This window comes from Streptomyces longwoodensis (assembly GCF_001514125.1).
In the GTDB taxonomy this organism is placed as follows: Bacteria; Actinomycetota; Actinomycetes; order Streptomycetales; family Streptomycetaceae; genus Streptomyces; species Streptomyces longwoodensis.
In genome coordinates, this window is the sequence record NZ_KQ948559.1 from 142,053 (window position 1) to 154,928 (window position 12,876).

Sequence of the window (12,876 nt, forward strand, 5' to 3'; positions counted from 1 at the left end):
CGCGGTCAGCCGGCCGGCTGTTCCGTCGCCACCTGGATGAGCTGCTCCGCCTCCGCCCGGCGCGCCCGCACCGTCTCCTCGTCCCGGTCCCCGTCGTCGCCGTCCCCGGACGGGTCCCCGGCCACGGCGTCATACGCCGCCAGCACCGCACGCGCGCGTGCCGCCGCGTCGGACGGGCGGCCCAGGTCGGTCTCCAGCCAACCCGCGGCCAGTTCCGCGCCGGTCCGCGCGTGCAGCGCGGCGTCGCCCAGCGGAGCGAAGACGGCCACGGCCCGCGTCATCTGCGTCAGCGCCTCCTCCAGCGCGGCGCCGATCGACGCGTCGTCGTCGTCCTCCGCCACCGAGCGGGCGAGCAGGTCGCCGAACTGGCGGTGGGTGTGGCCCAGTTCCTCGACGAGCCGCTGCCGGGCCGCCACCGCCTCGGCCGCCTCCTGCGCGCTCCCGGCGCTCCCGGCGTCCGCGGGGTCCGCCGCGTCCAGGGCGCCCAGCGCGTCCGCGCACTCCTCGACCGCGTCGGCCATCAGCGTGCGCGCGGTCCCCGGCCCTTCCTGCGTGCGCAGCGCCAGCCACGCGCGGGCGCGCAGGGAGCGCACCAGGCCGTGCACGTTGCCCAGGGACCGCCACAGCTCACCGGCGCGCGCGTACGCCCGGTCCGCCTCGGCGGGCAGCCCCGCCTGGCCCAGGGACTCGGCGGCGAGGTGGGCGAGGGTGGCGTGGTCGTGCTGCTCGGGCCAGTGCCGGGCGATCTCGGCGGCCTGGAGCCGGCGTTCGGCGGCCTCCCGGTGCTCCCCGAGCTCGCTCAGGCAGTCCCCGAGCCACCACTGGGTCTGGACGACCGTGCCGTCGCCGTGCGTCTCGACGCCCAGGTCGGCGAGCGCCGACTCCAGGACCTCGGCGGCCTCCGCCCAGCGGCCCCGGCGCACCAGGTGTCCGCCGAGCTGGTGCCGGGCCCAGGCGCCGAGCGTCGGGCCCTCGCCCGCCACGTCGGCCCAGTGGGCCGCCTCCAAGGCGTGCTCGGCGGCCTCGTCGGCCTGCCCCCGGCCCCCGACCACCTCGGCGAGCTGGAGGTGCAACTGCGCCCGCCCGACGGGCTCCAGGTGCTCGCCGCCGTGCTCCAGGGCCGCCCGCAGCGCCCGTTCCGCCCCGGCCGGGTCGCCCAGGTGGTGCGCCAGGGCGGCCAGCCGGGCCTCGTACTCCACCGCGAACCAGGGCAGGCCCGCCGCGACGAACTCCGCGGACGCCCGCGCGAACAGCTCCGCGCCGGTGCGGGGGTCCCCGGACCGGGTGGCCAGTTCGGCGAGCAGGGCGTGGCCCTCCGCGACCCGCGCGGCCAGCCGCACGTCGTCCTCCGCGCGGCCCTCGACGAGGGCCAGCACCTCCCGCGCGGCCGCCTCGGCGTCGGCGAGGACGCCGGGCGCCACCGGGCCCTCCGCCTCGTGCACGGGCCGCATGAGGACGCGGGCGCGGCTCATCAGCACCCCCGCCGTCTGGCGCAGCCCGGTGCCCCCGTCGGCGTACAGCGCGAGGACCCTGTCGTACGGCTCCGCGACCGCCGCGCGGGCCTCCTCCAGCTCACCGCCCAGCGCCCGGACGTACGCCGCACGCGCGCGGGCCGCCAGGGCCTCCCCGGGGTCGCCGGCCTGCTCGTACAGGGCGGCGGCCCGCTCGAAGGACGCGACGCCCTCGGGGCCCAGTGACATCCCCTCGTGGTCGGCGATCTCCGCCCGGTCGCGCGCGTCCAGCACCGTGCCCGCGGCGCCTTCCGCGTCCTCGGCGGCCCGGGCGACGGCGGCCCACGCCTCCACCGCGTGCGGCCGCAGCGCGTCCGACAGCTGCCGGGCCCGGGCCAGCAGCGCCGCCAGGTCGTCCGGCTCCCCGGCCGGCTCCGCCGGCGCGACGGGCACCGGAGCCGGAGCGACGGCGGCGGGCCGCGCCGCGCGCACGCCCAGCGGCAGCCGCTCCACCAGCGGGCGACGCGCCATCCGCTCGCGCAGCCGCTCGCTGACGTACGAGGTGCCGTTGCGCGCGTCGAAGCGGGCGGCCAGCGCCAGGGCCTCCCCGCGCGCGTGCGCCGACAGCTCGGCGGCCGTCCAGGTGCGCCCGGCCGGGCCCGGCACCGTCTGCCCGCCCAGCCCCCGCTCCACCAGCCGGTCCATCAGCAGGGCCACCACGCCTAGGAAGTCCAGCTTGCTCTGCGGCTGGCCGTCGTCCGTGAAGTACGCCGGGCGCTCCGCGAGCAGTTCGAGCCCCCGGGCCTCGTTGCCGGTCAGGGCGCAGAACTCCACGTGGTCGGCGTACGCGCCGCGCATGCTCTCCATCGCCCGCACCAGCCGGAAGCCCCGCAGGTGGTGCGCGCGGGCCTCCTCCACGCGGTCCAGGCGCAGCAGCGGCAGCAGCGACGACGCCAGCGCGGTGTGCGGCTCGTGCGCGCACGTGTACGCGCCCTCCAGCACCGGCCCCCACAGCTCCAGGGCCTCCTCGTCGCGGCCCAGCTCCGCGTGCCACCAGCCCTGCCCGTGCAGCTCGCACGCGTGGCAGTCGGCCATGGCGTCCCGGTCCGCCGCCAGCCAGGCGGCGAAGGCCCGCTCGGCGCGGGCCCGGTCCCCGATGTGCGCGGCGACGCTGAACTCCGCGCTGCGCAGCGCCCGTTCGGAGTGCCCGGCGAGCCGGTAGCGGTGCTCCATCTCGCCGAGCCACTTCTCGATCGAGGCGAGCGGGATGTGCGGCTGGTCCAGCATCCCCGCCGACATCCACTTGAACACCCAGTGCAGCGAGTGCGTCTCGTAGGCGTCGAAGTCCTCCGGGCGCTCGTCCCACATGCGCAGCAGCCGCGCGAAGGGGACGAACATCTTCGCCTTCTCGGAGCTGTAGTTGTAGACCTTCAGCTGGTGCCCGAGCGCCTCGATCACGGCGAGCGGTACGCCCAGCTTCTCGGCCTCGGCGAGCAGTTGCTCCGCGCGCGCGTTGCGGGCCGGCCCCTCCGGCTGCTCGGAGTTGTCCGCCATCGCCCGGCGGAGCGAGTCGAAGTCCGTGATCCCGCTCATCCGCGCCCCTCCTCGCCGTGGGTGGCCCACTCCAGCAGGCCGATGAACGCCCGGTTCAGCAGTGCCGAGTCCGCGGGCCTGAGCGGTCGTTGCGCCATCAGCAGCGCCTGTCCGTACAGCGACTCCGTCGCGGTGCCGATCAGTTCCGGCTCCGGCAGCGAACTGATGCGCCGCACCAGCGGGTTGAGGTGGTTGAGCACCAGGCGCGAGCGGGGCGCGCTGCCGCGCAGCGAGCCGAGGATGCCCGCCCACAGGTCGTCCGCCTGCGCCTCGGCCTGTGCCCGCGCCTGCTCGTGCCGGGCCGCCCGGTCGTCCAGGTGCAGCGCGGGCACCGACAGCGGGTGGAACGCCCGCAGCACCACGTCGCAGCCCAGCGGGTCCAGCGTGGCCCGCGCCGCCGCGAGGAACCCCGCCAGCGCCAGCTCTTCCGCCGGGTCCACGGCGTCCAGGTGCGCGGTCACCGTGTCCGCGTCCAGCTCGGCGACCACCGTGCCCGGCCGCACCGACGGCAGCGCCTCGACCAGTTCGCTGTCGTAGGTGTAGCCGCCGTTGATCACGCCGATGCCCTGCGCGGAGGCGATCGGCGCGACCTGGCGGTACTCCTCCACCGTGCGCGTGAAGTGCACGACGCGGTGGCGCTGGGCGAACTCCTCCAGTGACAGCCGCCCGTCCGTCGTCTCGAACGGCAGCCACGGCAGCATCGTGCGCAGCATCTCCGGGTCGTGCCGCGCCAGCGACTTCACGCCCAGGTGGTGCACCGCCAGGAACGCCTCCAGCCGCTCCGGGTCGCCCGCCGCGAGTCCGGTCAGCCAGGACCGGATCCGCTCGCCGAGCGCGTCCCGCACGGCGGCCAGCGTCTCGTCCTCGTACAGCGCCTCGCGCGACGCGGTGGGCCGCAGGCTGTCGGTGTCCAGGACGCAGCGCACGAAGAACGCCCAGTCGGGCAGCAGCTGTTCGGCCCGCTCGGTGAGCAGCATGCCCTTCAGGTGCACCCGGTGCCCGGCGCGCTGGGCCGGACTGACCGCCGACGGCAGCACGTACGCCACCCCGCGGATCCCGGCCACCGGCACCGACAGGTCGATCGAGTCCAGCGGCGTGAAGCCGAGCAGCCCCTGGCAGTGCCGGGCCAGCGCCACCCGTCGGTTCGCGGGCGAGGCGTACGGCCGGTCCCAGGGCGCGGGCAGGTCGGTGACCTCGTCCTCTCCCACCCGCACGTCGTACGGCAGCAGCGAGCCGAAGTCCCGCGCCAGCGACAGCACCCGCTCCGGCGCCAGCCACTCGGCGGCACCGGCCCGCGCCACCAGGTGCACGGTCGTACCGGGTTCGGGGCGGGCCTCGTCCGGGAGCGTGCGCACGGTGTACGAGCCGTCGTCGCGCGCCGTCCACTCCACCGGCGGCGCCTGCGGGGTCCGCGCGCTGCGGCTGACCACCCGGATCCGCTCGGCGACCACGAAGCAGGCCAGCAGCCCGATGCCGAACTGGCCGAGGAAGTCCGACCGCGCCTCCTGCAGGCCCTCGGCCCGCTTGGAGCTGCGTCCGATGGTCGCCAGCAGCTCGTGCACGTCGGACTCGGTCAGCCCGATCCCGGAGTCCTCCACGCGCAGCGCGGCACCGCCCGCGCCGTCCGCGCCGTTCGCGTACAGGCGCACCCGGGCCGGGGCACCGGGCTCCACGGCCCGCCGGGCGGTGACCGCGTCCACCGCGTTCTGCAGGAGCTCGCGCAGGTAGACCTTGGGACTGGAGTAGAGGTGATGGGAGAGCAGGTCCACCAGACCACGCAGGTCGACCTGGAACGTACGGGGCGGCTCGGGGGCCGGGGATGACTGTGAGGTCTGGGAGTCCATCGTCGCTGCGCCGGTGGGGGGACTCGCGACGGCGCGGGGTCGGGCGGTCCCGGTGAGGCGGTGACCGCGGGGGATGGCCGGAGCGCGTCATCCTAAGTCCCGAACGACGCGCCTGACCAGGGGTTTCGAGACACGTATACGGCGATGTCAGTGCGGTGGTGTGCAATGGATCTCGTGCCCGCACTGGAACGACCCCTGAAGAACGTGCTCGGCGCCGCCACCGCGAAGGTGATGGCCGAGCACCTCGGCCTGCACACCGTCGGCGACCTCCTGCACCACTACCCGCGCCGGTACGAGGAGCGCGGCCAGCTCACCCACCTCGCCGACCTGCCCATGGACGAGCACGTGACCGTGGTCGCCCAGGTGGCCGACGCCCGCCTGCACACCTTCGCCTCCGCCCGGGCGCCCCGCGGCAAGGGGCAGCGCCTGGAGGTCACCATCACGGACGGCAGCGGCCGCCTCCAGCTGGTCTTCTTCGGCAACGGCGTGCACAAGCCGCACAAGGAACTCCTGCCGGGCACCCGCGCGATGTTCGCCGGCAAGGTCTCCGTCTTCAACCGCCGCCTGCAACTCGCCCACCCTGCCTACGAGCTGCTGAACGGCGATCCTGATGAGCAGGGGGAGCCGGGGGAGGCGGTGGAGAGCTGGGCGGGCGCCCTGATCCCGCTGTACCCGGCCACCGCCAAGCTGGAGTCATGGAAGATCGGCAAGGCCGTGCAGACGGTGCTGCCCGGCGTGCAGGAGGCGCTCGACCCGCTGCCGGACGCCCTGCGCGAGGGCCGCGGCCTGGTCCCCCTGCCCGAGGCCCTGGTCAAGATCCACCGACCGCAGACCAAGGCCGACATCGCCGACGCCCGCGCCCGCCTGAAGTGGGACGAGGCGTTCGTCCTCCAGGTCGCCCTGGCCCGCCGCCGGCACACCGACGCCCAGCTCGCCGCCGTCCCGCGCGTGCCGCGCCCCGACGGCCTGCTGACCGCGTTCGACGAGCGGCTGCCCTTCACCCTCACCGAGGGCCAGCAGCGGGTCTCCCGGGAGATCTTCGACGACCTGGCCACCGCGCACCCGATGCACCGGCTGCTGCAGGGCGAGGTCGGCAGCGGGAAGACCATGGTCGCCCTGCGGGCCATGCTCGCCGTGGTCGACGCCGGCGGGCAGGCCGCCCTGCTCGCCCCCACCGAGGTCCTGGCCCAGCAGCACCACCGCTCGGTCACCGAGATGATGGGCGAGCTCGCCGAGGGCGGGATGCTCGGCGGCTCCGAGCACGCCACCAAGGTCGTGCTGCTCACCGGGTCGATGGGCGCGGCCGCCCGCCGCCGGGCCCTGCTGGACCTCGTCACCGGCGAGGCCGGCATCGTCATCGGCACGCACGCGCTGATCGAGGACAAGGTCCAGTTCCACGACCTGGGCCTGGTCGTCGTGGACGAACAGCACCGCTTCGGCGTCGAGCAGCGCGACGCCCTGCGCGGCAAGGGCAAGCAGCCCCCGCACCTGCTCGTGATGACGGCCACGCCCATCCCGCGCACGGTCGCCATGACGGTCTTCGGCGACCTGGAGACCTCGGTCCTGGACCAGCTCCCGGCCGGCCGCTCGCCCATCGCCAGCCACGTCGTCCCGGCGGCCGACAAGCCCCACTTCCTGGCCCGCGCCTGGGAGCGGGTGCGCGAGGAGGTGGCGGCCGGCCACCAGGCGTACGTGGTGTGCCCCCGCATCGGCGACGAAGAGGAGGGCACGGCCAAGCGCCCACCGGCGGAGGACGACGCCGGGAAGCGGCCCCCGCTGGCCGTCCTGGACGTCGCCGACCAGCTCGCCAAGGGCCCGCTGCAGGGCCTGCGCGTCGAGGTGCTGCACGGCCGGATGGCACCCGACGACAAGGACGCCGTCATGCGCCGCTTCGCCGCGGGCGACGCCGACGTGCTGGTCGCCACCACCGTCATCGAGGTCGGCGTCAACGTCCCGAACGCCACCGCCATGGTGATCATGGACGCCGACCGCTTCGGCGTCTCCCAGCTCCACCAGCTGCGCGGCCGCGTCGGCCGTGGCGCGGCCCCCGGCGTGTGCCTCCTCGTCACCGAGATGCCGGAGGCGAGCCCGGCCCGCCAGCGGCTGGGCGCGGTCGCCGCCACGCTCGACGGCTTCGAGCTGTCCCGCATCGACCTCGAACAGCGCCGCGAGGGCGACGTCCTCGGCCAGGCCCAGTCCGGCTCCCGTTCCTCCCTGCGGGTGCTGGCGGTCATCGAGGACGAGGAGATCATCGCGGAGGCCCGCCAGGAGGCGACGGCCCTGGTGGCGGCCGACCCGGAGCTGACCGGCCTCCCCGGCCTGCGCACCGCGCTGGACGCCCTCCTGGACGAGGAGAGGGAGCAGTACCTGGAGAAGGGGTGAGGAGAGTCGAGAACAGGGGTGCGGGACCTCGCCCCGCGGCCTCCCGGGGACGCGGGCGACCGCGCCACCGGCCACACTGGAACCCACAGCTGACCCAGGCAGGGAACCCCCGGCCGCCCACCACCGAGGAAGCAAGATGACCCGCGTGATCGCCGGCGCCGCCGGCGGCCGTCGACTGGCCGTCCCCCCGGGCAACGGCACCCGCCCCACCTCCGACCGCGCGCGCGAGGGTCTCTTCTCCACCTGGCAGTCCCTGCTGGGCGGCCCCCTGGACGGCGAGCGCGTCCTCGACCTGTACGCCGGCTCCGGCGCCGTCGGCCTGGAGGCGCTGTCCCGGGGCGCGGCCCACACCCTGCTCGTGGAGGCCGACGCCCGCGCCGCCCGCACCGTGCGGGAGAACGTGCGCGCGCTGGGCCTGCCGGGCGCCGAGGTCCGCGCGGGCAAGGCCGAGCAGGTCATCCGTACGGCGCCCCCGGCCGAGCCGTACGACCTGGTCTTCCTCGACCCCCCGTACGCCGTCACCGACGACGATCTTCGGGAGATCCTCCTCACACTCCGCTCGGAGGGCTGGCTCACGGCCGACGCGCTCGTCACCGTGGAGCGCAGCACCAGAGGTGGCGAATTCCGCTGGCCGGACGGCTTCGCGGCACTCCGGTCCCGTCGCTACGGCGAGGGAACGTTTTGGTACGGTCGCGCCGCCTCACCGTGCGAAGACGCACGATGACCGGACCCGAGAGCGAGGGAACTCCAGTGCGCCGCGCCGTCTGTCCCGGATCGTTCGACCCGATCACCAACGGTCACCTCGACATCATCTCCCGTGCCTCACGCCTCTACGACGAGGTCTACGTCGCGGTGATGATCAACAAGTCCAAGAAGGGCCTGTTCGAGATCGACGAGCGGATCGGCCTGATACGCGAGGTCACCGCCGAGTACGGCAACGTGGTCGTGGAGTCCTTCCACGGACTCCTCGTCGACTACTGCAAGGAGCGGGACATCCCCGCCATCGTCAAGGGCCTCAGGGCGGTCAGCGACTTCGACTACGAGCTCCAGATGGCCCAGATGAACAACGGCCTCTCCGGCGTCGAAACGCTGTTCGTGCCCACCAACCCCACCTACAGCTTCCTGTCCTCCTCGCTGGTCAAGGAGGTCGCGACCTGGGGCGGCGACGTCTCCCACCTGGTCCCGCCGGCCGTCCTGACCGCCCTCGACGAGCGCCTGCGCGCGGACTGATGGGGCTACAGTCGTCCCGTCCGTCTCCATCACAGCTGTAGAGAGTGGCGAGCCCCCGGTGGACGTACAGAAGAAGCTCGACGAGATCGTGGCGGCGGTCTCCAGCGCCCGCTCGATGCCGATGTCGGCCTCGTGCGTGGTCAACCGCGCCGAACTGCTCTCCCTGCTGGAGGAGGTGCGCGCGGCGCTGCCCGACTCCCTCGCCCAGGCCCGGGAGCTGATCGGCGACCGCGAGCAGATGGTCGAGGAGGCCCGCCAGGAGGCCGAGCGGATCATCTCCCACGCGCACGCCGAGCGCGGCTCGCTGATCTCCGACACCGAGGTCGCCCGCCGCTCCCAGGCCGAGGCCGACCGGATCCTCGCCGAGGCCCGCCAGGAGGCCGAGGAGATCCGCGCCGAGGCCGACGAGTACGTCGACTCCAAGCTCGCCAACTTCGAGGTCGTCCTCACCAAGACGCTCGGCTCGGTCGGCCGCGGCCGCGAGAAGCTCCTCGGCACCGGCCCGGGCACCGACGAGAACGGCTACGAGGACGAGGACGCCCCCGAGCGCAGCCACGACCCCGAGGTCCTGCGCCGCGACGCCGACGCGTACGTGGACGCCAAGCTGGGCGCCTTCGAGGCGGTCCTCGCCAAGACCCTGGACGCGGTGGGCCGCGGCCGGCAGAAGCTGCACGGCCGGATCGCCACCGACGACCTCGGCGCCCTCGCCGACGACACGACGACCTACCAGCACTCCTCGGACGCCGACTACCTCGCCGACCTGGCCGCCCTCGCGGAGCGGGACGCCCCGGCCGAGCAGCAGCAGGCGCAGCAGCCGTCGTACGACCAGCAGGGCGCGTACGCCTACCAGCAGCCGGACCCCTACGGCTACCCGCAGCAGCAGACCTACGCCGGCCAGCAGGACCCCTACGGCTACCAGCAGGCCGACCCGTACGCCTACCAGGGCTACGACCCCCAGCACCCCGCCTACGACCACCAGCACCAGCAGCACCAGGCCCAGCAGCCGGAGCAGGCGCAGCAGTCGTACGCGCTCGACGAGACCAGCCTGTTCGACACCGGCATGATCAGCGCCGAGCAGCTGCGCGCCTACGAGCAGGGCCGCGGCCAGTAGCGCGGCACCGGATTGGGTCCTGGGGGAAAGCTCAAGTATCCTGGCTCTTCGGTCGCGCCCACCTTCGCGATCCGCGCTGCCCCCGTACACCCCGGGTGGCGTCCCCCCAGCTCCGCACAGGAAAGCAGGAACGGCCCTGAACGCCCGCCTCGACCACCGCAACCCCCTCGTGTTCGACACGCACGAGCTGGGGCGGCGTCCTGGTGCGCTGCAGCGCCTGACCCGCACGGTCGACGCCCCCCGGGACCTCGGTATCCAGGGCGTCGTCGGAGTGCCGCAAGGCACCCCGGTGGAGCTCGAACTGCGGCTCGAGTCGGTCATGGAAGGGGTGCTCGTCACAGGCACCGCCCGTGCACGGGCCGAGGGGGAGTGCGTAAGGTGTCTGGAGCCGCTTCAGCTGGACGTGGAAGCGGACTTCCAGGAACTGTTCTCGTACCCTGACGCCGACGACCGGGGCCGTGTGATCGCGGAACCGGGCGACGACGCCGAGGACGACGAGGACAGGTTCCACCTCGAGGACGGACTCTTCGACCTCGAGCCTGTGCTGCGTGATGCGGTGGTGCTCGCACTGCCGATGCAGCCGGTGTGCCAGGAAGACTGCCCGGGTCTGTGCTCCGAGTGCGGAGAGCGGCTCGCGGACGACCCGGACCACCACCACGACGCCGTCGACATCCGTTGGGCGGCTTTGCAGGGACTCGCCGGCACCATGTCGGACGGCGAGAAGGACGAGATGAGCGGCGACGCGACTCGATCAGCGCGCGTCGACGAGAAGCAGGAGAAGTAGCCGTGGCTGTTCCGAAGCGGAAGATGTCGCGCAGCAACACGCGCCACCGCCGGTCGCAGTGGAAGGCTGCGGTCCCCACCCTGGTCGCGTGCGAGCGCTGCCACGAGCCCAAGCAGCAGCACATCGCGTGCCCGTCGTGCGGCACCTACAACAAGCGCCAGGTCCTCGAGGTCTGAGCGGCTGGTGAGAGGCTTCATGTCTGACGCCAAGGCGGAATCAGTCGCCAGGAAGAAGGCGGACACGGCCTCGTCCCACACGCTTCTGGAAGGGCGGCTCGGCTACCACGTCGAGTCCGCCCTTCTGGTGCGAGCGCTGACCCACCGTTCCTACGCGTACGAGAACGGCGGCCTGCCGACGAACGAGCGGCTGGAGTTCCTCGGGGACTCCGTGCTCGGCCTCGTCGTCACGGACACGCTGTACCGGACCCACCCCGACCTGCCCGAGGGCCAGCTGGCCAAGCTGCGGGCCGCGGTGGTCAACTCGCGTGCGCTGGCGGAGGTCGGTCGCGGACTCGACCTGGGGTCCTTCATCCGGCTCGGCCGCGGTGAAGAGGGCACGGGCGGGCGGGACAAGGCATCCATCCTCGCCGACACCCTGGAAGCGGTGATCGGCGCGGTCTATCTCGACCAGGGCCTCGAGGCGGCCTCCGAACTGGTGCACCGCCTGTTCGACCCGCTGATCGAGAAGTCCTCCAACCTCGGTGCCGGCCTGGACTGGAAGACCAGTCTCCAGGAGCTCACCGCGACCGAGGGACTCGGCGTGCCCGAGTACCTGGTCACGGAGACCGGCCCCGACCACGAGAAGACCTTCACTGCTGCCGCCCGCGTCGGAGGCGTCTCGTACGGCACCGGCACCGGCCGCAGCAAGAAGGAGGCGGAGCAGCAGGCCGCGGAGTCCGCCTGGCGGGCCATCCGCGCGGCCGCGGACGAACGTGCCAAGGCGGCGGAGGCGGCGAGGACGGCGGAAGCCGTCCACGACACCGACGCCACCGACCCGGCCGGCGCCGCGGACGAGGCACCGGCCTCCGCCTGACCGCAGCAGCACACAGCGGTACCCGCAGTACACGCAGTACCCGTAGTACAGCAGCACACAGCACGTCAGCAGCGAACCGGGCGTCCCGCCCCCGGCCCTCCGCCGGGGCGGGGCGCCCGGCTCGTACACCGGTAGTCCACGGGGGATCCCATGCCCGAGTTGCCCGAGGTCGAGGTCGTACGACGGGGACTGGAGCGGTGGGTCGCCCACCGGACGGTCGCCGCGGCCGAGGTGCTGCACCCACGTGCCGTACGGCGCCACGTGCTCGGCGCCGACGACTTCACGCACCGCCTCACGGGCCACCGCGTCGGCACGCCCAGCCGGCGCGGCAAGTACCTGTGGCTGCCGCTGGAGGACACGCCCCAGGCGGTCCTCGCGCACCTGGGGATGAGCGGCCAGCTGCTGGTCCAGCCGCACACCGCGCCCGACGAGAAGCACCTGCGCATCCGGGTCCGCTTCGCCGATGAGCAGGGCACCGAGCTGCGCTTCGTCGACCAGCGCACCTTCGGCGGGCTGTCGCTGCACGACACCACGCCCGACGGGCTGCCCGACGTCATCGCGCACATCGCCCGCGACCCCCTCGACCCGCTCTTCGACGACGAGGCGTTCCACCGGGCGCTGCGCCGCAAGCGCACCACGATCAAGCGGGCCCTGCTGGACCAGTCGCTGATCAGCGGCATCGGCAACATCTACGCGGACGAGGCGCTGTGGCGCTCCCGCCTGCACTACGAGCGCCCCACCGCGACCCTCACCCGCCCGCGCACCGCCGAACTCCTCGGCCACGTCCGGGAGGTCATGGGGGCCGCGCTCGAAGTGGGGGGCACCAGCTTCGACAGCCTCTACGTCAACGTCAACGGCGAGTCGGGCTACTTCGACCGGTCCCTGGACGCCTACGGGCGCGAGGGGCTGCCGTGCAGGCGGTGCGGTACGCCGATGCGCCGACGGCCGTGGATGAACCGGTCGAGCTACTTCTGCCCGACGTGTCAGAGGGCGCCGCGCGCCGTGTCGTAGTGCGCGCGGGCGGCGAGGACGTCGTCCATCCGGCCCTCCACGAAGTGGATGAGCGACAGCAGCCGCTCGGCGACGTCACGGCCGAGGGGCGTCAGCTCGTAGTCCACGCGGGGCGGGTTGGTCGGCTGGGCCTCGCGGTGCACCAGCCCGTCGCGCTCCAGCGCGTGCAGCGTCTGGGACAGCATCTTCTCGCTCACGCCGTCGACGCGGCGGCGCAGCTCGTTGAAGCGCAGCGGGCCTTCGTACAGCGCGCCGAGGGTGAGTCCGCCCCAGCGGCCCGTGACGTGCTCCAGCGTGCCGCGCGAGGGGCAGGCCTTGGCGAACACGTTGTAGGGGAGCTCCTGCTCCGCCGTGCGCTCCTGAATGCCGTCCATGGCCCCAGCCTACGCGAAAGCAGCGCTAACCAACAGGTTGCACTTTCCAAAAGTTAGTGCTTTC

General features: G+C 73.7%; 11 protein-coding genes. 8 read left to right on the forward strand and 3 right to left on the reverse strand.

Annotated elements, in window-relative coordinates; all coding sequences use genetic code 11:
- Window positions 1–5 precede the first annotated feature (5 nt).
- Both AQJ30_RS26565 and AQJ30_RS26570 read right to left on the reverse strand, forming a co-directional pair.
- Window positions 6–3,044: a hypothetical protein gene (locus AQJ30_RS26565; RefSeq protein ID WP_067238994.1), complete on the reverse strand. Its 3,039-nt coding sequence runs from the start codon at window positions 3,042–3,044 to the stop codon at window positions 6–8.
- A complete protein-coding gene (locus AQJ30_RS26570; RefSeq protein ID WP_067238997.1) occupies window positions 3,041–4,888 on the reverse strand; it encodes an HSP90 family protein in 1,848 nt (615 codons plus the stop codon). Before AQJ30_RS26570 ends, AQJ30_RS26565 begins: the two co-directional genes overlap by 4 nt.
- A 165-nt stretch (window positions 4,889–5,053) precedes the next feature.
- On the opposite strand from AQJ30_RS26570, the gene recG reads away from it, so the two are divergent.
- From recG to mutM, 8 genes are all read left to right on the forward strand, one after another.
- Window positions 5,054–7,270: an ATP-dependent DNA helicase RecG gene (recG, locus tag AQJ30_RS26575; protein WP_067238999.1), complete on the forward strand. Its 2,217-nt coding sequence runs from the start codon at window positions 5,054–5,056 to the stop codon at window positions 7,268–7,270.
- Between the two features lie 76 nt (window positions 7,271–7,346).
- Window positions 7,347–7,994 (forward strand): 16S rRNA (guanine(966)-N(2))-methyltransferase RsmD, encoded by a 648-nt coding sequence (gene rsmD, locus AQJ30_RS26580; protein ID WP_281200969.1) that lies wholly within the window; start codon window positions 7,347–7,349, stop codon window positions 7,992–7,994.
- A complete protein-coding gene (gene coaD, locus AQJ30_RS26585; protein ID WP_079084320.1) occupies window positions 7,991–8,500 on the forward strand; it encodes a pantetheine-phosphate adenylyltransferase in 510 nt (169 codons plus the stop codon). Before rsmD ends, coaD begins: the two co-directional genes overlap by 4 nt.
- A 58-nt stretch (window positions 8,501–8,558) precedes the next feature.
- On the forward strand, window positions 8,559–9,611 hold the full coding sequence (locus AQJ30_RS26590; protein ID WP_067239007.1) for a F0F1 ATP synthase subunit B: 1,053 nt from the start codon (window positions 8,559–8,561) through the stop codon (window positions 9,609–9,611).
- 136 nt (window positions 9,612–9,747) lie between these two features.
- The gene (locus AQJ30_RS26595) at window positions 9,748–10,395 is read left to right on the forward strand and encodes a YceD family protein (RefSeq protein WP_107119711.1); all 648 of its coding nucleotides are present in this window, start codon (window positions 9,748–9,750) and stop codon (window positions 10,393–10,395) included.
- 2 nt (window positions 10,396–10,397) lie between these two features.
- Entirely contained in the window at window positions 10,398–10,571 is a 174-nt protein-coding gene (rpmF, locus tag AQJ30_RS26600; protein ID WP_003951102.1) for a 50S ribosomal protein L32, read from the forward strand.
- Window positions 10,572–10,590: 19 nt separating this feature from the next.
- Window positions 10,591–11,427 (forward strand): ribonuclease III, encoded by an 837-nt coding sequence (rnc, locus tag AQJ30_RS26605; RefSeq protein ID WP_067239012.1) that lies wholly within the window; start codon window positions 10,591–10,593, stop codon window positions 11,425–11,427.
- 150 nt (window positions 11,428–11,577) lie between these two features.
- Window positions 11,578–12,438, forward strand: coding sequence for a bifunctional DNA-formamidopyrimidine glycosylase/DNA-(apurinic or apyrimidinic site) lyase (gene mutM / locus AQJ30_RS26610; protein ID WP_067239014.1), 861 nt, complete (start codon window positions 11,578–11,580; stop codon window positions 12,436–12,438).
- Here the strand turns inward: mutM and AQJ30_RS26615 are convergent.
- Window positions 12,411–12,812, reverse strand: coding sequence for a winged helix-turn-helix transcriptional regulator (locus AQJ30_RS26615; protein ID WP_067239017.1), 402 nt, complete (start codon window positions 12,810–12,812; stop codon window positions 12,411–12,413). The genes mutM and AQJ30_RS26615 overlap by 28 nt on opposite strands.
- Between the last annotated feature and the right edge of the window lie 64 nt (window positions 12,813–12,876).